Genomic DNA, 19,667 nt, shown 5'->3' on the forward strand with positions numbered 1-19,667 from the left:
GTGCGGACGAGCCGGTCTGTACGCCGGGTTCTGTTCCCGCGCCCGGTTACCCCGGCGCGGGCGACGGTCATCCATCTAGGCCCTGCGTTGCCGCAGGGCTCGAGCGGTCTACCCGACTGTGCTTCTCAACAGAGAATCGGGCGGGCAACCCTCAAACACAATCTGTCTGACCTTGCTCCAGGTGGGGTTTACCGAGCCACGACCGTCACCGGCCGCGCTGGTGGTCTCTTACACCACCGTTTCACCCTCACCGCCACCGGTTGCCCGGCGACGGCGGTCTGTTTTCTGTGGCACTGTCCCGCGGGTCACCCCGGGTGGCCGTTAGCCACCACCTCGCCCTTCGGAGCCCGGACGTTCCTCGGCGACGGCGCCCGAGGGCACCGCCGACGCGACCGTCCGACCGACTCGTCCGCGTCGCACAGTCTATGCGCCGTCGAGCCGGTCGGACGCCCTCTCACCGCCGGCAGGGTCAGACGTCGACCTTGTAGCTCAGCGACAGCTCGTCGCCGGAGCGGCCGCGGATCCCCCAGCTCTCGGCGGGCGACTCGATGACGACCAGCTCGACGTCGTCCGTCGCGACGCCCAGGGCGGGCGCGACGTCGTCGTACACGCGCCGGATCAGCTCGCGCTTCGCCTCCCGCGTGCGGCCGGTGAAGGCGACGATCTCGATCATGAGGTACTCGTCCGAGCGGGGTGCGACCAGGTCGCCGTCGTCCAGCAGCAGGAACCGGTGGAACCGCTTGTCCTCGGGGATCCGCCAGGCACCGACCAGCGCCGCGTGCAGCGCGTCGGAGACCTCCGTGCGCCGCTGACCCCACACCCGTCGGTTGCCGTAGATCTTCACCTGGACCATGCCCGGCGACGCTAGCGGTGACGGACCGCACTGTCACCGGCAGGTCCGGCAACCGAGACCCCGCCCGGCGCGGTCATAGGGTGTCCGGGTGCTGATCTGCCTGCCGCCCTCCGAGGGCAAGACCCCCGCGCCCGAGGGTGCCGCCCCGGTCGACCTGGCCCGCCTCACGGCGGCGGCGCACCTCACCGACCAACGCCGCGCGGTGCTCGACGCGCTCGCCGCCGCGAGCGCCCGGCCGGACGCCACCGACCTCCTGGGCGTGGGCGCGTCGCTCGGCGACGAGGTCGCGCGCAACACCGACCTCAAGGCCGCGCCGACGGCGCCCGCCGCCCAGGTCTACACCGGCGTGCTGTACGCCGCGGCCGGCCTCGCGGACCTGCCCGGCGACGCGGCCCGCCGCGCCGCCGACGACGTCCGCGTCTTCTCGGGCCTGTGGGGCGCCGTCTCCCCCGCCGACCGCATCCCGGCGTACCGCCTCTCGATGGGCGTCGACCTGCCCGGTGTCGGCAAGCTCGCCACCGCGTGGCGGTCGCACCTGTCCGCCGCCCTCGACGCGCGTGCCACGGGCGACGTCGTCGTCGACTGCCGCTCGGCCGCCTACCTCGCCGCGTGGAAGCCGGCCACGACCGGCGACGCGGCCGCCGACTGGGTGGCCGTCCGCGTGGTGCGCGAGACGGACGGGAAGCGCGCCGTCGTCTCGCACAACGCCAAGCACACGCGCGGCGTGCTCGCGGGCCACCTGCTGCGCCGCTCCGGCCCGGCGCCCACCAGCGCCGCGGAGCTGCTCGACGCCGCCCGCGAGCTCGACGGTCAGGTCATCGGCACGGAGGTCGGGACGGGCCTGTCGTACCGGATGGTCGAGGCCACCCTGCACGACGCCGCCACCCGGCGCGGCCCGCGCACCCTCGAGGTCGTCATCGCCTGACGGGCGGGTCGTCGGACACCCGGCGACACTGGCCGCATGGCCTACGACGAGGTCCTCGCCGCGCGCGTGCGCGACGCCGTCGCCGAGCGCGCGGAGTTCACCGAGCAGAAGATGTTCGGCGGGCTGGCGTTCATGGTGCACACGCACATGGCCGTCGGGATCACCCGCGACGAGCTCATGGTGCGCGTCGGCACGGACGGCTACGACGCGGCTCTCGCAGACGGGGCGCACGAGCTGCGCATGGGCGAACGCGTGATGCGCGGGATGGTCGGGGTGGCGGCGTCGGTCACCGCCGACGAGGACGCGCTGCACCACTGGGTGGCCCGCGGTGTCGACCTCGCCCTGGCCACCCCTCCCCAGCCGCCCCGGCCCACCAGGGCGAAGGGGTAGGCGGCGCGGCACGCGGGCTCAGGCGTCGGTCGGGAAACCGGCCGCGGTGACCTCCGCGAGCGCAGGCTCGCCGTCCTCCCCGAGGCCGAAGCGCAGCACGGTGAGCGAGCAGGGAGGCACGCGCAGCAGCCGCCACGACGACGCGGGCGCACCGAGCGAACGCCCCGCCAGGGCGCGGATCGTCACGGTGTGCGCGACGACGACGGTCGCCGCGCCCGGGTCCGTCGCGGTGACGACGTCCCGCAGCCCGGCCCACGCCCGCTCGCCCACGTCCTCGTACGACTCGCCGCCGGGCGCCCGGTCGGTGCCCGTCGTGGCCCAGGCGGCGAACTCGTCGGGCCAGCCGGCGGCGATGGCGTCGGGGGTGAGGCCCTCCCAGTCACCGAACACGCACTCGGCGAACCGGTCGTCCGGGCGCACGTGCTGGCCGGTGCGCCGCCCGACCGCCGCGGCGGTCTCGAGCGTGCGCACGAGGGGCGAGGCGACGAGGGCACCCGCGCGCGGCAGGTCCGGCCACAGGTCCTTGCCGAGGCGGAAGACGGCGTCCGCGGCGCGCGCCGCCTGGGTGCGTCCCCGCGTCGTCAGCGACGGCCCGGGGACGCCGCCGCCCGAGTAGGCGCGCGCCTCGGTCAGCTCCGTCACGCCGTGCCGGACGAGCACGACGGTGCGCAGGGTGGTGCCCGCCCCGGTGCCCGCCGCCGGGCTCGCTCCGGACGGTCGGGTCATCAGGCCGCGGCGCCGTCGTCCGCCGGGCGCACGAGGATGCGGCCGCACTCCTCGCACCGCACGACCTGCTCGGGCGGGGCCGCCTTGACCGCGGCGAGGTCGCGGGGGTTGAGGTCGAGGCGGCAGCCCTCGCACCGGCCGCCGCGCAGCGCCGCGGCGCCGACACCACCGAGCTGGGCGCGCAGCTTGTCGTACAGGGCGACCAGGCCAGCGTCGAGCCCGGCCGCGGTCGCCTCGCGCTCCGCCTTGACCTTCGACCCGGTCGCGTTGATCTCGGCCCAGGCCTCGTCCCGCTCGGCGGTGGCCTTCGCCTTCGCGGCCTCGAGCTCGGCGTGCGCCGACTCCACCTCGGCCAGCGAGCCCTGGTGCGCCTCCAGGCGCTCCATGACCTCGATCTCGGCGTCCTCGAGGACCGACTGGCGGCGGGCCAGGGACTCGAGCTCGCTCACCAGGGCCTGGGAGTCCTTCGCCGACAGGGCGCCGGAGTCGAGCTTCTGCTGGTCGCGCTCGGCCCGGGTGCGCACCTGGGCGACGTCGGACTCCGCCTTGGCGAGCTCACGCTCGAGGTCGGCCACGGCGGTGCGCGAGTCGACGAGCGACGTGTGCAGGTCACCGATGCGGCCGTCGAGCTCGGCGATGGTCGCCAGCGCCGGGTGGTTGCGGCGCTGGTGGACGAGCTGCTGCAGCCGGGTGTCGAGGGCCTGGACCTCGAGCAGTCGGCGCTGGTCCTCGGGGGGTGCAGTGGCCACGGGCGGGTCCTCTCGCAGTGATTCAGCTGGTGGGGCGGTCGGTCTCGCGCACGGTGCTCGGCACCCGCGCGGTCCACGGGTCGGTGCCGATCGTGCTCACCCTCGTGGTCACCGTACCTTCTCCGGAACCGTCTCCGGTCCCCCCTCCGGCCCGCTCCCCGAGCCGCGCCAGGACGTCGTCGGCGGCGTACGCGAGCCACGGCCACTCGCTCGCGAAGTGGGCCACGTCCACGAGGAACGGCGTCGCCGTGCCGCCGGGTCCCGCCTCGAAGTCCGCCCGCTCCCGCAGCTCCGAGGCGGGGTGGTGGCGCAGGTCGGCGGTCACGTAGACGTCGACGGCGGCGGCTCGGACCGCGTCGAACAGCGAGTCCCCGGAGCCGCCCACCACGGCGGCGGTCGCGACCGGGGCGTCGAGGTCGCCGGCGACGCGCACGCCCTGCGCCGTCGCCGGCAGCACGGCCGCGACGCGCTCGGCGAACGCACCGAGCGTCGTGGGCTCGGCGAGCCGCCCGACCCGGCCGATCCCCCGCACGACCCCGTCGCCGTCGTCCCCGACGACGAGGGGGCTCCGGTCGGTGATGCCGACGAGGTCCGCGAGCGCGTCCGCGACGCCGCGCGGGGCGGCGTCGGCGTTGGTGTGCGCGACGTACAGGCCGCAGCCCGCGGTGAGCAGCCGGTGCACGACGTCGCCCTTGAACGTCGTCGCCGCCACCGAGTGCACGGGCCGCAGGAACAGGGGGTGATGGGTGACGAGCAGGTCCGCGCCCCAGGCGATCGCCTCGTCGACCACCGCGGCCACGGGGTCCACGGCGAACAGGATCTTGCGCACCGGCGCCGCCGGGTCGCCCACCACCAGGCCGACGGCGTCCCAGCCCTCCGCCGTCGACGGCGGGTAGAGGTCCTCGAGGGCGGCGACGACGTCGCGCAGCCTCGGAGGGTTCGCGGGGGTGCGCGGTGCGGTGCTGTCTCCGGTACCGGTGGTCATGGCCCGACCCTAAAGCCGGGGCCGGTCACTTGGCGTCGGCGTAGGAGTCGACCGCCGCGACGGTCAGCGGGAAGTCGACCGGGAAGTCCCCGAACAGCAGGCGGCCCGCTTCCTCGGCGGCCGCGCGCACCTCGGCCGCGACCACGTCGGCGAGCTCCCGCGGGGCGTGCACCACCACCTCGTCGTGCAGGAAGAACGCCAGGTGCGGGCGGTCGGCGAACGGGGCGGGGGCCAGGCCGGGCCGCGCTCCCCCGGCGGCGCCGAGCGCCCAGAGGCGGCGGCGGATCGAGGCCAGCCAGCACAGCGCCCACTCCGCCGCGGTGCCCTGCACCACGAAGTTGCGGGTGAACCGCCCCCACGACCGGGTCGCCGACCGGGCGCGCGCCGCGGCGTCGGCCCCCGCGTCGTCGGCGAACGCCCCCGCCTGCGCCTCGTCCCAGGCGGAGCCGGGGGCGGGGGACGACCGGCCGAGCCACGTCGTCACGACGCCGCCGCGCTCCCCCGTGCGGGCCGCCTCCTCCACCAGCGCGATCGCCCGCGGGTACTCCCGGCCCAGCCGCGGCAGCACCTGGGCGCTCGCCCCCGTGGTGCCGCCGTACATCGCGCCGAGCATGCCCACCTTGGCCAGCTCCCGCGTCGGCACCGCCCCGGACGCGACGATGCCGGCATACAGGTCGCCGGCGCGGCCCGCCGTCGCCATCGCCTCGTCGCCCGCCATGCCCGCCAGGACGCGCGGCTCGAGCTGGGCGACGTCCGCCACGACGAGGCACCAGCCCGGGTCGGCGACCACCGCGCGCCGCACGCCCTTCGGGAGCTGCAGCGCCCCACCACCGGTGGAGGCCCAGCGTCCGGTCACCACGCCGCCCACCACGTACTCGGTGCGGAACCTCCCGTCGGTCACCCACTCGTCGAGCCAGTGCCAGCCGTTGGCGGTGAGCAGCCGGTAGAGGTTCTTGTACTCCAGCAGCGGCGGGACGACCGGGTGGTCGATCGTCGAGAGCTCCCACTTGCGCAGGCTGCGCGCCCCGACACCCGCGTACTGCATCGCCTTGAGCAGGTCGGGGTGCGAGTCGGGGTTGAGGGACGGCGGCGCGTCGAGGGCCGCCCGGATCTGCCGGGCGAGCTCCTCGAGCCGCGCGGGTCGCTGCCCCTCGGGCGGCCGGGGGCCCAGCGCCTCGGTGAGGACGGCGTCGTGCACGTCGGCGCGCCACGGCAGCCCGGCGTGGTGCATCTCGGCCGCGACCAGAGCACCCGCCGACTCCCCCGCCGCGAGCAGCCGCAGCCGCCCGGGCGCCGTCGAGCCGCGCACCGCGTCCTCCTGCCGCCGCAGCTCCGCCACGGGGTCGACCGCCTCGCCCCCCTGCGGGGCCGGGGCCGACGGCGCGGGTGCCGCGAGGTCGAAGAGCGCCTCGCCCTGCGGCGCGCGGCGGGCGCCCACCGGCGGCGCCGCGCCCGCCGGCGTCGGGGTCATCGTGTCCCACGCGCCGGCCGGCGACCCCGCGAGCTCCGAGCCCGCGGTCGCCGTGGAGTGCCGCAGGACGCGGTGCACGAGGCGCAGGTCGTGCGACCGCTCCACGCGGACGCCCGCCCGCAGCAGGCCGAGGTACCAGCGGTTCGTGTCGTCCCACGTCCAGCGCGGCACGACGCCCCCCTTGCGCGCGCCGTCCTCCGCGTCCGCCACGAGCGCGGGCAGGTCCGCGGCGGGCACGGCACGCTGCGTACCGTCGTGCACGCGGACCGTGCCGCCGGGCTCTCGGGTCAGGACGACGTGCACGACGCCATCCTGCCGTCCCCCACCGACGCTCAGGCAGGTCGGGCCGCGAGCGCCCGGGCGTCGTCCAGCCGCGCGAGCTCGTGGTCGGTCAGCACGGGAACGGCACGACGCCGCGCGACCGCCTCGCCCAGGTGGTCGCGGTAGCCGGGCCCGGTCCGGGCGTCGGTCCAGTCGATCACCACGGGCGCGCGCGGCCAGCACCACGTTCGACGGGTGCAGGTCGAGGTGCAGGAGGGGCCCGTCCGGCCAGGGCAGGGCGTGCAGGCGCGCGTGCAGCGACGCGAGGAGGGCTCCCGCCTCGCCCGTGTCGCGGCGGCCCGCCAGCAGCTCGTCCGCCAGCGTGGGGCCGGCCAGCCGCTCGAGCAGCATGCCGGGGCCGTCGACCCCGAGCACGGCGGGCGCCGGGTACCCCGCGTCGACGACGGCGGCGAGCAGGGTGGCGTCCCGGTGCGCGGGACGGCCGTCGCGGTAGCGGCGCAGCACCCGGTGGTCGTCCAGGGCGAAGACGTCGGCGTCGCGACCCGCGGCGATCAGCTCCATCGCGCCAGCGTGGCAGAGGTGTGCGACCGCCGGCACCGGCATCTCGCCGCGCGACGAGCGCGCCGATGTGGTGCGCTGGCCCAGGTCGGCGTCCCCGGCCGGCCGGGCCCGCAGCCCGCAGCCCGCACCCCGCACGAGGAGGACCGCATGACGACCGAGCAGCCCGTCGAGACCGTCGACGTCGTGGTGATCGGCACGGGTCCGGGCGGGGAGGACGCGACCGGTCGGCTGGCCCGCGCAGGGCTCGACGTCGTCGCGGTCGAGGCGCGGCTGGTCGGCGGCGAGTGCCCCTACTTCGGCTGCATCCCGACCAAGATGATGGTGCGCGCGTCGGACGCGCTCGCGGAGGCCCGCCGGGCGGGCACGCTGGCCGGGCGGGTCGACGTCGTGCCGGACTGGGCGCCCGTCGCCGCGCGCGTCCGCGACGAGGCGACCGCCGACTGGGACGACACCGCCGCCGTCGAGCGGCTGGAGAAGGCGGGCGCGCGCGTCGTGCGCGGCCGTGGGCGCCTGGTCGGCCCGGGCGAGGTCGTCGTGGCGACGGCCGACGGCGAGCGCCGCTTCCGCGCGACGCGCGGCGTCCTGCTCAACCCGGGCACCGAGCCGGCCGTGCCGCCGGTGGAGGGCCTGGCCGACACCCCCTACTGGACCAACCGCGACGCCGTGCGCGCGACCGAGGCGCCGGCGTCGCTCACCGTGCTGGGCGGCGGCGCCATCGGCTGCGAGCTGGCGCAGGTCTTCGCCCGGTTCGGCACCGCCGTGGAGGTCGTCGAGGCGGGCCCGCGCCTGCTGGCGCCCGACGAGCCCGAGGCGAGCACGCTCCTGGCCGGCCGCTTCGCCGCCGAGGGCATCGGGGTGCGCACCGATGCCAAGGTGTCGTCGGTCTCGCACGACGGCGGCGGGTTCACCCTGACCCTCGGCGACGGCACGCAGCTGGTCTCCGAGCGGCTGCTGGTGGCCGCGGGCCGCCGTACCGACCTGCGGGCGCTCGGCGTCGCGACGGTCGGCATCGACGACACGGGCCGCACGATCCCCGTCGACGACCGGCTGCGCGCGGCGGACGGCGTCTGGGTGATCGGGGACGTCACCGGCAAGGGGGCGTTCACCCACGTGTCGATGTACCAGGCGCGCATCGCGGTCGCGGACATCCTCGCGGCCGGGGGCGACAGCGGAAACGGCGGGGACGCCGGCGGCGAGGAGCGTGCCGACTACCGCGCCGTCCCGCACGTGACGTTCACCGACCCGGAGATCGGCGGCGTCGGGCTCACGGAGGCCGCCGCCCGCGACGCCGGGACGACGGTCCGCACGGGCCTCACCGACCTCGCCGCGTCGTCGCGCGGGTTCGTGCACGGGCCCGGCAACGAGGGCCTGATCAAGCTGGTCGTGGACGCCGACGCCGGCGTGCTGGTCGGCGCGACCGCCGCCGGGCCGGCGGGCGGCGAGATCCTCGCGGTCCTCACCCTCGCCGTGCAGGCCCGGGTGCCCGTCTCCGAGCTGCGGCACATGATCTACGCCTACCCGACGTTCCACCGGGCGATCGAGAGCGCGCTGGCCGACCTCCAGGAGGCGTGACCGGGCACACTGCAGTACGAGTGACCACCACCTATCCTGTGATGGCCCATGACTGAAATGACCGAGTTCGCCGCCGCCCCGACGCCCTCCCCCGCAGGCCTCCGCATCGACGCCCCGCACTCGCCGCGGTGCCCGGCATGACGCCGAACGACCCGGCCGACGAGCCGACGGCCGGGCACGTCGTGCTCGGCGGAAAGTACGTGCTGGGAGACATCCTCGGCACGGGAGGCACGTACACCGTCTACGAGGCCACCCGCCTGCCCGGCGATTCCGACGAGACCGGTGACGAGACCGCTGAAGGGGCCGGCGACGCGCCGGCGCTCCTCGTCAAGGTGCTCCACCCGCACCTGGTCGACGACGAGGCGGCACGGGCCAGCCTCGCCCGCGAGGTCGCGGCGTCGGACCTGATGGACCACCCGGGCGTCGCGAAGGTCCTCGACACCGGGGAGGACGAGGTCGCGGGCGCGAACGTCCCCTGGCTCCTCATGCGTCGCCTGCCCGGCACCCCCCTGTCGGAGCTGGCGGGCGGCACCGGCCTGCCCTGGCCGGTGGCGCTCTCCGTGGTCGGCGGGCTGCTGGAAGGGATCGCGGCGGTGCACGAGGCAGGGCTGGTGCACCGCGACGTCGGCCCGCGCAACGTCGTGGTCGACCGGCACGACGACGGCAGCATGACGGTCGGCCTGCTGGACCTCGGCCTCACCGCGCCCGGCGGGGGCGACGGCGAAGGCGAGCGCGTCGCCGGCTCGGCGTCGTACATGTCCCCCGAGCAGGCGCAGGGCCGGCCCCTCGACGGCCGCAGCGACCTGTACTCGGTCGGGGCCCTCGCCTACTTCGCCCTCACGGGGCACCCCCCGTACGAGCGCGCTCGGCCGGGCGACGTCCTGCTGGCCCACGTCGGGGCTCCCGTGCCCGCGCCGTCGGCCCGGCGGGCCGCCGTCCCCGCCGCCGTCGACCGCTTCGTGGCCCGTGCGATGGCGAAGAACCCGGCCCGGCGGTTCGCGACCGCCGGCGCGATGGGCGAGACGGTCGCCACGCTGCTGGCCGGCGCGCCGCCGTCGTCTGCGGCTCCCGTCAGCGCGGAGCCCCCGGAGCCGGACGGCGACCAGACCATGACGATGGGCCAGATCGCCGCCCAGGACCCGCACCGGACGGCGGCGATCGGCGCCGCAGGTCTCGCCGCCGCCGCGGCGGCGGCGGCCGAGGCGGAGCTCCAGCGCACCCGGATGCTCGGGGCGGTCGACGCGACCGAGCCCCTGGCACCTCTCCCGGATGACGGCGAGCCGACCGAGCCCGTCCCCGACTCCGGGGAGGCGCCCACCGAGGTGCTGGGCGGGCCGCCGGCCGAGCCGCCCGCGGACACCCCCGTCGCCGGGGTGCCCGCCGCCGGGGAGCCCGAGCCGTCCCGCCGGCGTCGGATCCTCCTGATCGTCGTGGCCGCGCTCCTGGTGGCCGCCCTCGGCGCCGGCGCCTTCTGGTTCTTCCGCGACGCCGACGGCGGCTCCCCGGTCGCGCCGGTCACGCACAGCCCGTCGCCGTCGCCCACGCCGTCGCGCACGCCGACCACGACCGCCCCGACGACCCAGGCCCCGGACGAGCCGACGTCGCGCCCCGACCGGACGTCGACGCCCACCCCGACCGGCACGCCCACGCCCAGCGTGACGCCGTCGGAGACCTCGACCCCCACCCCCACGTCGACCCCCACACCGACCGACGAGCCGACCTCGACCCCCACCCCGACCGACGAGCCGACGTCGACGCCGACACCGACGGACGAGCCGACGGAGCCCGACCCGGACCCGACCGACGAGGAGACCACACCTCCGGCGGAACCCGACCCCACCGACGGTCCCGTCGACGACGCCGGCGGGTCCACCTCGACCCCTGCCCCCTGATCGCGCCGGCGCTCCCAGGAACCGCATAGCCGCGCGCTCACCGCGTCCCAGGCACGCTCCCTAGCCTCCGGATCACGCGCCGCCTGCCTGGCGGCACCGATCCAGGGAGTCGAGGGTGTTGCTCCAGCGCTCACGGTCGTCCGCGACCTCACCGTCGTCGGGGGTCCCCGACGACCCGACGGCCCGCCGCGGTCGCGTCGCCCTGCGGCTGCGCGGGCGCCGCCCGGGACGCCGCGCGGTGCTGCTCGGCGCGGTCGCCGTCGTCGTGGTGGCGGCGCTCGTCGTCTGGCTCGCCGTGCTGCGGCCCCGCGCCGGCACGCCGGACGCGGCGGCCGCCACCCGGTCCACCACCGCCCAGGCGAGCACCGCGACGTTCGAGCAGTCCGTCACGACCACCGGCACGCTGACGCCGAGCGTGCAGGAGGACGTCTCCTTCGAGGCGTCGGGCACCGTGCAGAGCGTGCAGGTCGCCGAGGGCGACACGGTGACGAAGGGGCAGACCCTCGCGACCGTCGACACGCTGCAGCTCGACGCCGCGCTGGCGCAGGCGAAGGCCGACCTGGCCCAGGCGCAGGCGGACCTCGCGGACGCGCAGGACTCCGACGACGGGTCGGACGCGGCCGAGGCCACGGTCGAGGCGCGCGAGGCCGCCGTCGCCGTCGCCCAGCAGTCGTCCGACGACGCCGAGGCCGCGATGTCCCACGCCACGCTCCAGGCCCCCGCGGCGGGGCTGGTGACGTCGGTGGGGGTCGCGGTGGGCGACACGGTCGGCTCCTCCTCGGGCAGCGGCTCGACGTCCGGCCAGGGCGGCACCGGCGCGACGCCGAGCGCCTCGGGCGGGTCGGCGAGCTCGTCGGGCTCCACCGGCTCGACGGACGCCGCGGCGTTCACGATCGTCGGCACCGACGCGTGGACGGTCGACGTGAGCGTCGGCGAGGCGGACGTCGCGTCGATCGCGACGGGCGACCAGGTCGAGATGACGTCCGACGACCTCACCGACACCGTCTTCGGCACCGTGAGCGAGATCGGCCGGCTCCCGTCCACGTCGCAGGGCGCGGTGGCCTACCCGGTCACGGTGACGGTGACGGGCGACCCGGAGGGCCTGCACGACGGCGTGAGCGTCGACGTCTCCATCGTCACCGAGCGCCGCAGCGACGTGCTGTCCGTGCCCGCGGCCGCCGTGACGACGGGCGACGACGGCGCGTCGACCGTGAGGCTCGTCGGCGACGACGGCTCGACCACCGAGCAGGCGGTCGAGACGGGCGAGACGTCCGGCCAGCTGGTCGAGATCACGTCGGGGCTGTCCGAGGGCGACACCGTGCAGTACACGACGTTCACCCCCGGCACCGGGCGCGGGCAGGACGGTGGGCAGGGCGACCTGCCGGAGGGCTTCGACCCGTCCCAGCTGCGCGGCGGCGGCCAGGGCGGTCTCCCCGAGGGCTTCGACCCCTCGCAGATGGGCGCTCCCGGCGGCGGGCGAGGAGGGGACTCGTGACCGCGCCGAGCCCGACCGTCGTCGGCCTCGAGGCGGACGACACGCCGTCCGACCCGGTCATCGACCTCCGGGGCGCGCGCAAGACCTATCGCACCGGCGACCTGGAGTTCGAGGCGCTGCGCGGCGTCGATCTGCGCATCGAGCGCGGCGAGTACGTGGCGATCGTGGGGCCGTCCGGCTCCGGCAAGTCGACGCTCATGAACGTGCTGGGTTGCCTCGACACGCTCACGTCCGGCAGCTACCGGATCGCGGGCGACGACGTGGACGACATGGACGAGACCGACCTCGCGAGCGTGCGCAACGAGCAGATCGGGTTCGTGTTCCAGCAGTTCAACCTGCTGCCCTCGCTGTCGGCGCTGCGCAACGTCGAGCTGCCGCTCGTGTACCGCGGCGTGGCGCCGGCCGAGCGGCGGGCCCGGGCCGTGCAGGCGCTGGAGCGCGTCGGCCTCGGCGACCGCACGGCGAACCGGCCGGGGCAGCTCTCGGGCGGCCAGCAGCAGCGCGTCGCCGTGGCGCGGGCGCTGGTCGGCGAGCCCGCGCTGGTCCTCGCGGACGAGCCGACGGGCAACCTCGACTCGCGCTCCACGGCCGACGTGCTCGACCTGTTCGACGCGCTGCACGCGCACGGCCGCACCATCGTGCTCATCACGCACGAGCACGAGGTGGCCGAACGGTCGCGCCGCGTCGTGCGGGTGCTCGACGGGCTGATCACGTCCGACGCCCCGAGCGGCCGGGCGGTGGCGCCATGAGCTGGGCGGAGACCCTCGCCACCGCGTGGCACGCGATCCGCGCGCACACGATGCGCTCGCTGCTGACCGTGCTGGGCATCCTCATCGGCATCGCCGCGGTCATCCTCACCGTGGGCCTCGGGCTCGGCACGCAGAAGGACGTGTCCGAGGACATCAGCTCGCTCGGGTCGAACCTGCTCATCGTCACGCCGGGGTCGTCCACCGACTCCTCCGGCGTGCGCGGCGGCTTCGGCTCCGCGTCCACGCTGACGACGGCGGACGCCGACGCGCTGGGCTCCGGCGTCGCCGTGCCGGACGTCGCGGCCGTCACGGCCGAGAAGGAGTCGTCGCAGTCCCTCGAGGCCGGCGACGCCAACTGGACCACCACGGTCACCGGCGTCACCGGCGACTGGCTGGGCGTCCGCTCGCGCGAGCTCGCCTCGGGCGAGTTCGTCGGCGACGGGACGACCGACGAGGTCGTGCTCGGCCCCGAGACGGCGACGGAGCTGTTCGGCTCCACCCGCGTCGTCGGGCGCACGGTGAGCATCGCCGGGACGACGTTCGACGTCGTCGGCGTGCTCGAGGCGGCCGGGTCGAGCGCGTCGGCCAACCTCGACGACACCGCCGTCGTGTCCATGACCGCGATGACGTCCGGCATCACGGGCGGCTCCGACACGTCGGTCAGCACCATCTACCTCAAGGCGACCGACACCGACGCCATCTCCGCCGCGTACCAGGAGGCGCAGTCGCTCCTGCTCGCGCTGCACGGCGCGACGAGCGCGGACGCCGCCGACTTCACGATCGACTCGCAGGACTCGCTCGTGTCGACGGCGACGTCGGTGTACCGCACCCTCACTGTGCTGCTCGCCGGGGTGGCGGGCCTGTCCCTGCTGGTCGGCGGCATCGGCGTCATGAACATCATGCTCGTGTCCGTCACCGAGCGGACCCGCGAGATCGGGCTGCGCAAGGCCCTCGGCGCCCCGCCCGGGGCGATCCGGCGGCAGTTCCTCACGGAGGCGTCGATCCTCGGCATCACCGGCGGGCTCGTCGGCGCCGGCCTCGGTGTCCTCGCCGCGGTGACCCTGCCGTCGGTGCTCGACTCGTCGATCGTCGTCTCGCCCGTCGCGGTGGCCGGCTCGCTCGCCGTCGCGCTCGCCATCGGGCTGGTGTTCGGCGTCTACCCCGCCGTCCGCGCCGCCCGTCTCGCCCCGATCGACGCGCTGCGGAGCGAGTAGCCGTGCACCGCGCCCCATCACGAGCGGCGGCCAGCCGCACCCCGACCCTCCCCACGTCCCGGAGAACCTCATGACCCGCCGCACCACCCCGTCCAGCACCACCTTGTCCCCCGCCACCTCCCCCGCCCGACGCTCGCGCACCGCACTCGCGTCGTACGGCGTCCTGGGGGTCGTGGGCCTCGCGCTCACGCTCGCCGGGTGCTCGTCGTCGGACGCCGCGACGTCGGACGCGCCGCCCGCCGCCGAGGGCCAGCAGCAGGACCAGCAGGAGGGCCGGGGCGGCCCGCAGGGCGGCGGCCGCGCTCCCGGCGTCTCGGGCGAGGTGGCCGCCGTCGACGGCACGACGGCACAGGTCCAGGGCTCCGACTCCCAGACCGCCGTCAGCTGGACGGACGACACCACGATCACGGTCACCGTCGACGGCTCGCTCGACGACGTCGCCGTGGGTTCGTGCGTCGTCGCGACGGCGGGCGGGATGCCCGGCGGCGACTCGTCCTCGTTCGCCGGCTCGGGCTCGGCCGACGACGAGGGCTCCGCGGTGTCGTCCGTCGTCGTGAGCGCACCGGTCGACGGCGAGTGCACCGGCGGGCTCGGCGGCGGGTTCCCAGGGGGCGGCGAACGTCCGGAGGGCGCGCCGTCCGACCTGCCCACCGACCTGCCGTCGGGGATGCCGACCGACATGCCGACCGACGTGCCGTCCGGGGGCCCGGGCGGCGGCCGGGGCGGCTTCGGCGGCGTGACCGCCGGGGCCGTCACCGCGGTCGACGGGACCACGGTCACGCTGACCACGACCTCCGCGGACGGCGAGACGGGCGAGGAGACCGTCATGGTCGACGACGCCACCACGTACTCCGTGCAGCAGGGCGGGTCGGCCGACGACGTCGCCGTCGGGCAGTGCGTCACCGCGCAGGGCGAGGAGGACGACGGCGGCGCGGTCACCGCGACCAGCCTCACCGTCTCGGCGCCCGGCGACGACGGCTGCTCCACCGGGTTCGGCGGTCGCGGCGGGTTCCCCGGCGGGCAGGACGGCGGGCAGGACGGCGGGCAGGACGGCGGGCAGGACGGCGGGCAGGGCGGTGACGGCGATGCGTGACGCCGCCGTCCGCCGACGGCGCACGCGGCGCCGGCGCCTCGTCGCAGCGGGGGTCGCCGTGGTCGTCATCGGTGCCGGGGGCACGGCGTTCGCCCTGCGCCCGGCCGACGCTCGCTACCGCACGGTGGCGGCGACCACGGGCGACGTCGTGCAGCACGTGTCCGTCAGCGCGACCGTCGCGTCCGCCGGCCGCGCCGACACGACGTTCGGCACGTCCGGCACCGTCGCCTCGGTGAAGGTGGCCGCGGGCGACGAGGTCGAGGCGGGCGACACGCTCGCCACGCTCGACGCCGACGAGCTGCAGGACGCCGTCGACGACGCCACCGAGACCCTCGCCGACGCGAAGCAGACGCTCGCCGACGACCTGGAGGCCCAGGCCGACGGGACGAGCGCCAGCACGAGCGGCGGCACCGTGACGGGCAGCACCGCGACCGGGAGCACGTCCGGGTCCGGCGACGTCCAGCCCAGCTCCGCGACGACGGACGCCTCGTCGGCTACCGGGTCGGCGACCAGGTCGGTACGGCTCGTCAGCACGACCGGCACCGTGAGCACGGCCGCCGCCGCGGCGGCCACGGAGGGCGGCACCGACCTGGAGGAGTCGGTCACGGCGGCGCGCGCCGCGCTCGCCGCGGCCCGGAAGGACGTCGAGGCGGCCCAGGACGCGCTCCTGGACGGTTACGAGTCCGTGGAGGACGCGCTGGTCGCGGGCACGACGGCGCTCGGCGCCTCGGGCGACGCCGTGTCCGCCGCGACCGGCGACGACGGCGCCTGCGCGGCCGTCCTGGCCGCGGCCGACGCCACCGACGGTGCTTCCGGCGACGACGGGACCACGGACGACGAGACCACGGACGACGACCTCGCGGCCTGCGTGGACGCGATCGTCGCCGCGCAGGACGCGCTCGTCGCGACCGGCACCGCCCAGCAGGCGACCGGGAAGGCCGAGGGGGCGCTGACCGACCTGGTGGCCGACCTGGACGACGCCGTGACGAGCCTGGGCGAGGAGGCCGACGCTCTCGACGACGCCGTCCGGGCGCTCCAGGACGCCGACGCCCCCGGCTCCGCCGGGGGCACGCCGGACAGCGGCAGCACCGGCTCCGGAACTGGCTCCGGAACTGGCTCCGGGACCGGCGGCAGCACCGGCACGGGCACCGGGGGCGGGTCCCCGTCGGGCGAGGCGCCCGAGGCGGGCTCGGACGACACGTCCCGGGGCGGAGCACCGAGCGGCGCGGACGGGGGCGCTGCGCCCTCAGGCTCCGCGCCCTCCGGAACGTCGGGTACGGGCGGCACCAGAGGCACGGCCGGAACCGGAACGCCCGGCGGCTCCGGCACGAGCGCCGGCAGCGTCACGGCCGAGCGCATCCTCGCGGACCGCGCCGCGGTCACGGTCGCGCAGAGCGAGGTCGACATCGCGACGGCGGCCGCCGCCGCGGGCACCCTCACGGCACCCGTCTCCGGGACGGTGGCCCGGGTCGACGCCGCGAAGGGCGCGAGCGTGAGCGCGGGCGACGCGGCCGTGACGATCCTCGGCGACGGCGGCTACGTCCTGTCCACGACGCTCGACCTCGCCGAGGTCGGGTCGGTCGAGGTCGGGCAGCCCGTCACCGCGACGGTGCCCGCGACCGGCGGCGAGTACACCGGCACGGTGAGCAGCGTGGGCGTCCTCGACTCCTCGGAGACGTCGACCCCCTCGTACGCGGCGACGATCGCGCTCGACCCGTCCGACGGGGCGGCAGGCGGGGGCGGCTCGCTGCCGGAGGGCGCCTCCGCTTCGGCGACGATCGAGGTCGCGACCGTGGACGACGCGCTCGTGGTCCCGACGTCGGCCGTGAGCGCCGACGGCTCCGCGCGGACGGTGCGGGTGCTCGACGGCGACGCCGTGCGCACGGTCGAGGTCACGACGGGCGCCGTCGGGCCGGAGCGCACCGAGATCACGGGTGGGCTCGACGCCGGCGACGAGGTCGTGCTCGCCGACCTGGACCAGCAGCTCGTGCAGGACGACGAGGAGGGGTCGAGCGGCCTCGGCGGGCTCGGTGGCTCCGACGAGCAGACCGGGCCGCAGGGCGGGTTCCCGGGCGGCGGCTTCCCGGAGGGCTTCCAGCCGCCGTCGGGCGCGTCACGCTGAGCGCGGCGCGGCGTCCGCCGTGCGCCCGCGCGGCAGGCGCACGGTGAACGTCGTCCCCGTCCCGCCCTCACGTCGCTCGCCGACGGTGGCGGACCGGACGTCGATCGAGCCGTCGTGAGCGGCCACGATCGCGTCGGCGATCGCGAGGCCGAGTCCGGTCGACCCGCCGGCCCGGTGACGCGACGCGTCGCCCCGCGTGAAGCGGCGGAACAGCCCCGGGCGGAGGTCGGGGGCGATGCCGGGGCCGTCGTCGGCCACCTCGATCTCGACGGCGTCGCCGCGGTCCAGCAGCCGCACCGCCACGCGCGTGCCCGCCGGCGTGTGCGTACGGGCGTTCGCGAGCAGGTTCGCCAGCACCTGGCGCAGGCTCGCCTCGTCGCCGGTCACGACCGGCGCGTCCTCACCGGGACCGGCGTCGTCCCCGTCACCGCGCCCCTCGCCGTCGTCATCACCGTCGTCATCACCGTCGTCATCACCGTCGTCGTCACCGTCGCCCGGCAGCGCGAGCACCCAGTCGTGGGCCGGACCCGCGGCGTGGGCGTCCATCACCGCGTCGACCGCGAGCGCGGCGAGGTCGACCGGTTTCCGGTCGAGCGGGCGGCCGGCGTCGAGCCGGGCGAGGAGCAACAGGTCCTCGACCAGTCCGGACATGCGCACCGCCTCGGACTCGATCCGGTCGAGCGACCGGGCGGTGCCGCCGGCAGGCTCGTCGGGGGCGCGGCGCACGAGCTCGGCATAGCCGCGGATCGTCGCGAGCGGGGTGCGCAGCTCGTGGCTCGCGTCCGCGACGAACCGGCGCACCTGCTGCTCCGAGGAGTGCCGCGCCTGGAGAGAGGTCTCGACGTGCTCGAGCATCCGGTTGAGCGCGGCGCCCACCTGGCCCACCTCCGTGCGCTCGTCCGTGAGGCCCGCGGGCACTCGCGGGATGCCGGCGACCTTGCCCCGGGCGAGCTCGAGCTCCGAGACCCGGACGGCGGCCTCGGCGACGTCGTCGAGGGGGCGCAGCGAGCGCCGCACCAGCCATGCGCCGCCGAGCACGGCCACCGCCAGGCCGGCCGCCCCGAGCGCCACCTGCACGAGGACGTAGCCCCGCACGGTCGTGGCGACCGTCGCGGTGCTCGTGGCCACGACGGTTTCCACGTCGCCGCTCGTCCGGTGCACGGCGCGGAACGCGCCGAGGTCCGGCACGTCGACGTCGTGCGCCCGGCCGTCCGCGGGCACCGCCTCGAGGGCGGCGACCTGCGCGTCGTCCAGGGTGGTGCGCTCCAGCGCCTCCGTCACGTGGTCGGCCAGCTCCGGCTCGCCGTCCACGGAGCGCACCACGGCGCTGCCGGGGCCGAAGCCCGCGGGGAACTCCGAAGGGTCGTCGCCGGCGGCGGGCGGGACGTCGTCCGGGACGGCCGACCCGTCCTCGGCGGCGGTGCCGGGCGGCCGAGGCCCCGGCCCGTCCACGAGGCGCCGGCTCGCCTGCTCCAGCCGCTGGTCGCTCTGCGCGACGAGCTGGGATCGCAGCACCGCCGTCGAGGCCGTCACGAGGCCGACCGTCACGACGACGACCACGGCGGCGAGCACGATCACGAGGCGCCGCCTCAGGGTGACGGGCCTCAGGGTGCGGGGCTGCGCGGCGGCAGGTCCCGGGGTGGCGGACCGCCGTCCCGCCCACCGGCCATGGTCACGCACGGGCGCCGCCGTCCGCCGCGCCGGCCGCGGGCTTGAGGACGTATCCCACCCCGCGCAGCGTGTGGATCATCGGCTCCCGCCCCTTGTCGATCTTGCGGCGCAGGTAGGAGACGTACAGCTCGACGATGCTCGACTGGCCGCCGAAGTCGTAGTTCCACACGCGGTCGAGGATCTGGCACTTCGACAGCACCCGGCGCGGGTTGCGCATGAAGAACCGCAGCAGCTCGAACTCCGTGACGGTGAGGTGGACCTCCTCCCCCGTCCGGCGCACCTCGTGCGCGTCCTCGTCGAGCTCGAGGTCGCCGACGACGAGCAGCCCGTCCTCGGACCGCGTCACCGCTCCCGCACGTCGCAGCAGGCCACGCACCCGGGCGACGACCTCCTCGAGGCTGAACGGCTTCGTCACGTAGTCGTCGCCCCCGACGGTGAGGCCCGCGACCCGGTCCTCGACGGCGTCGCGCGCGGTGAGGAACAGCACCGGCATCCGGGCGCCCTGGGCGCGCAACCGTCGCAGCACGGTGAACCCGTCCATGTCCGGGAGCATCACGTCGAGCACGACGAGGTCCGGCCCGGTCTCGCGCGCCAGGCGGAGCGCCGACGCGCCGTCGGGCGCGGCCGTGACGTCCATCCCCTCGAGCCGGAGCGCCGTCGCGAGGAGCTCGGCGAGGTTGAGCTCGTCGTCCACCACGAGGGCGCGGACGGGCGACCCGTCCGGTCGGGTCAGGAGCGGCTGGTCAGGACGCCCGACGGTCGTGAAGGAGGGTACGGAGGACGACGTCATGGCGCCAGCCTGCGGCCTCGACCCCCGCGGTTCCTGTACCGAACCTGTGAGCCCGCTATGTCTTCGCCCGTGAACCCGCAGATCTCAGCGGGCGCATAAGTTGCCCCGCCAGCCTGCAGGTTCCCGG

At 76.4% G+C, this 19,667-nt stretch carries 16 protein-coding genes and 1 other RNA gene; 9 read left to right on the forward strand and 8 right to left on the reverse strand.

All coding sequences use genetic code 11. The features are described from left to right. Positions 1-3: 3 nt before the first annotated feature. Positions 4-408, reverse strand: an RNA gene (gene rnpB, locus ACFQ8E_RS07705) — RNase P RNA component class A. A gap of 61 nt (positions 409-469) precedes the next feature. Next, complete coding sequence (locus ACFQ8E_RS07710; RefSeq protein ID WP_430549992.1) at positions 470-853, reverse strand: tautomerase family protein; 384 nt, start codon at positions 851-853, stop codon at positions 470-472. An 88-nt stretch (positions 854-941) separates the two neighbouring features. Here ACFQ8E_RS07710 and ACFQ8E_RS07715 point away from each other — a divergent pair, with 88 nt between their 5' ends. Next, positions 942-1,778, forward strand: coding sequence for a YaaA family protein (locus tag ACFQ8E_RS07715; RefSeq protein WP_430549993.1), 837 nt, complete (start codon positions 942-944; stop codon positions 1,776-1,778). A 36-nt stretch (positions 1,779-1,814) separates the two neighbouring features. Beyond that, positions 1,815-2,168, forward strand: a complete 354-nt coding sequence (locus ACFQ8E_RS07720) for a TfoX/Sxy family protein (RefSeq protein ID WP_430549994.1) — start codon at positions 1,815-1,817, stop codon at positions 2,166-2,168. A gap of 18 nt (positions 2,169-2,186) precedes the next feature. Here the strand turns inward: ACFQ8E_RS07720 and ACFQ8E_RS07725 are convergent, their stop codons facing one another. From ACFQ8E_RS07725 to ACFQ8E_RS07740, 4 genes are read right to left on the reverse strand one after another with little or no spacing between them, the layout of a single operon-like run. Continuing rightward, positions 2,187-2,894, reverse strand: coding sequence for a histidine phosphatase family protein (locus ACFQ8E_RS07725; RefSeq protein WP_430549995.1), 708 nt, complete (start codon positions 2,892-2,894; stop codon positions 2,187-2,189). After that, positions 2,894-3,643 (reverse strand): zinc ribbon domain-containing protein, encoded by a 750-nt coding sequence (locus ACFQ8E_RS07730; RefSeq protein ID WP_430549996.1) that lies wholly within the window; start codon positions 3,641-3,643, stop codon positions 2,894-2,896. Before ACFQ8E_RS07730 ends, ACFQ8E_RS07725 begins: the two co-directional genes overlap by 1 nt. A gap of 22 nt (positions 3,644-3,665) precedes the next feature. Beyond that, positions 3,666-4,628: a Nif3-like dinuclear metal center hexameric protein gene (locus ACFQ8E_RS07735; RefSeq protein WP_430549997.1), complete on the reverse strand. Its 963-nt coding sequence runs from the start codon at positions 4,626-4,628 to the stop codon at positions 3,666-3,668. 25 nt (positions 4,629-4,653) lie between these two features. After that, positions 4,654-6,402, reverse strand: a complete 1,749-nt coding sequence (locus tag ACFQ8E_RS07740; protein WP_430550375.1) for a bifunctional 3'-5' exonuclease/DNA polymerase — start codon at positions 6,400-6,402, stop codon at positions 4,654-4,656. Between the two features lie 687 nt (positions 6,403-7,089). Here ACFQ8E_RS07740 and ACFQ8E_RS07745 point away from each other — a divergent pair. The 7 genes from ACFQ8E_RS07745 (at position 7,090) to ACFQ8E_RS07775 (ending at position 17,079) form a co-directional block, all read left to right on the forward strand. Continuing rightward, a complete protein-coding gene (locus ACFQ8E_RS07745) occupies positions 7,090-8,514 on the forward strand; it encodes a dihydrolipoyl dehydrogenase family protein (RefSeq protein ID WP_430549998.1) in 1,425 nt (474 codons plus the stop codon). Positions 8,515-8,651: 137 nt separating this feature from the next. Continuing rightward, the gene (locus tag ACFQ8E_RS07750; protein ID WP_430549999.1) at positions 8,652-10,406 is read left to right on the forward strand and encodes a serine/threonine-protein kinase; all 1,755 of its coding nucleotides are present in this window, start codon (positions 8,652-8,654) and stop codon (positions 10,404-10,406) included. A gap of 115 nt (positions 10,407-10,521) precedes the next feature. Further along, a complete protein-coding gene (locus ACFQ8E_RS07755; protein WP_430550000.1) occupies positions 10,522-11,901 on the forward strand; it encodes an efflux RND transporter periplasmic adaptor subunit in 1,380 nt (459 codons plus the stop codon). Beyond that, positions 11,898-12,650 carry an ABC transporter ATP-binding protein gene (locus ACFQ8E_RS07760; RefSeq protein ID WP_430550001.1) on the forward strand — a complete coding sequence of 251 codons (753 nt, stop codon included), beginning with the start codon at positions 11,898-11,900 and terminating at the stop codon, positions 12,648-12,650. The genes ACFQ8E_RS07755 and ACFQ8E_RS07760 overlap by 4 nt, the downstream gene beginning before the upstream one ends. Next, positions 12,647-13,864, forward strand: coding sequence for an ABC transporter permease (locus ACFQ8E_RS07765; RefSeq protein WP_430550002.1), 1,218 nt, complete (start codon positions 12,647-12,649; stop codon positions 13,862-13,864). The genes ACFQ8E_RS07760 and ACFQ8E_RS07765 overlap by 4 nt, the downstream gene beginning before the upstream one ends. Positions 13,865-13,934: 70 nt before the next feature. Then, the gene (locus ACFQ8E_RS07770) at positions 13,935-14,957 is read left to right on the forward strand and encodes a hypothetical protein (protein WP_430550003.1); all 1,023 of its coding nucleotides are present in this window, start codon (positions 13,935-13,937) and stop codon (positions 14,955-14,957) included. Then, positions 14,950-17,079 carry an HlyD family efflux transporter periplasmic adaptor subunit gene (locus tag ACFQ8E_RS07775; RefSeq protein ID WP_430550004.1) on the forward strand — a complete coding sequence of 710 codons (2,130 nt, stop codon included), beginning with the start codon at positions 14,950-14,952 and terminating at the stop codon, positions 17,077-17,079. The genes ACFQ8E_RS07770 and ACFQ8E_RS07775 overlap by 8 nt, the downstream gene beginning before the upstream one ends. Here ACFQ8E_RS07775 and ACFQ8E_RS07780 read toward each other — a convergent pair. Both ACFQ8E_RS07780 and ACFQ8E_RS07785 read right to left on the reverse strand, forming a co-directional pair. After that, positions 17,071-18,657 carry a sensor histidine kinase gene (locus ACFQ8E_RS07780; RefSeq protein ID WP_430550005.1) on the reverse strand — a complete coding sequence of 529 codons (1,587 nt, stop codon included), beginning with the start codon at positions 18,655-18,657 and terminating at the stop codon, positions 17,071-17,073. The two genes, ACFQ8E_RS07775 and ACFQ8E_RS07780, sit on opposite strands and share 9 nt — an antisense overlap. A gap of 94 nt (positions 18,658-18,751) precedes the next feature. Further along, a complete protein-coding gene (locus ACFQ8E_RS07785; protein ID WP_430550006.1) occupies positions 18,752-19,540 on the reverse strand; it encodes a response regulator transcription factor in 789 nt (262 codons plus the stop codon). Positions 19,541-19,667: the final 127 nt, after the last annotated feature.

It is taken from the genome of Isoptericola sp. NPDC056573 (assembly GCF_042793335.1).
Lineage (GTDB): Bacteria > Actinomycetota > Actinomycetes > Actinomycetales > Cellulomonadaceae > Isoptericola.

Bases quoted from the DNA above. Each gene is read 5' to 3' on its own strand.
- ACFQ8E_RS07775 (WP_430550004.1), top strand. From the start codon at position 14,950: ATGCGTGACGCCGCCGTCCGCCGACGGCGCACGCGGCGCCGGCGCCTC.
- ACFQ8E_RS07765 (WP_430550002.1), top strand. From the start codon at position 12,647: ATGAGCTGGGCGGAGACCCTCGCCACCGCGTGGCACGCGATCCGCGCG.
- ACFQ8E_RS07745 (WP_430549998.1), top strand. From the start codon at position 7,090: ATGACGACCGAGCAGCCCGTCGAGACCGTCGACGTCGTGGTGATCGGC.
- ACFQ8E_RS07770 (WP_430550003.1), top strand. From the start codon at position 13,935: ATGACCCGCCGCACCACCCCGTCCAGCACCACCTTGTCCCCCGCCACC.
- ACFQ8E_RS07750 (WP_430549999.1), top strand. From the start codon at position 8,652: ATGACGCCGAACGACCCGGCCGACGAGCCGACGGCCGGGCACGTCGTG.
- ACFQ8E_RS07720 (WP_430549994.1), top strand. From the start codon at position 1,815: ATGGCCTACGACGAGGTCCTCGCCGCGCGCGTGCGCGACGCCGTCGCC.
- ACFQ8E_RS07735 (WP_430549997.1), bottom strand. From the start codon at position 4,628: ATGACCACCGGTACCGGAGACAGCACCGCACCGCGCACCCCCGCGAAC.
- ACFQ8E_RS07785 (WP_430550006.1), bottom strand. From the start codon at position 19,540: ATGACGTCGTCCTCCGTACCCTCCTTCACGACCGTCGGGCGTCCTGAC.
- ACFQ8E_RS07710 (WP_430549992.1), bottom strand. From the start codon at position 853: ATGGTCCAGGTGAAGATCTACGGCAACCGACGGGTGTGGGGTCAGCGG.
- ACFQ8E_RS07725 (WP_430549995.1), bottom strand. From the start codon at position 2,894: ATGACCCGACCGTCCGGAGCGAGCCCGGCGGCGGGCACCGGGGCGGGC.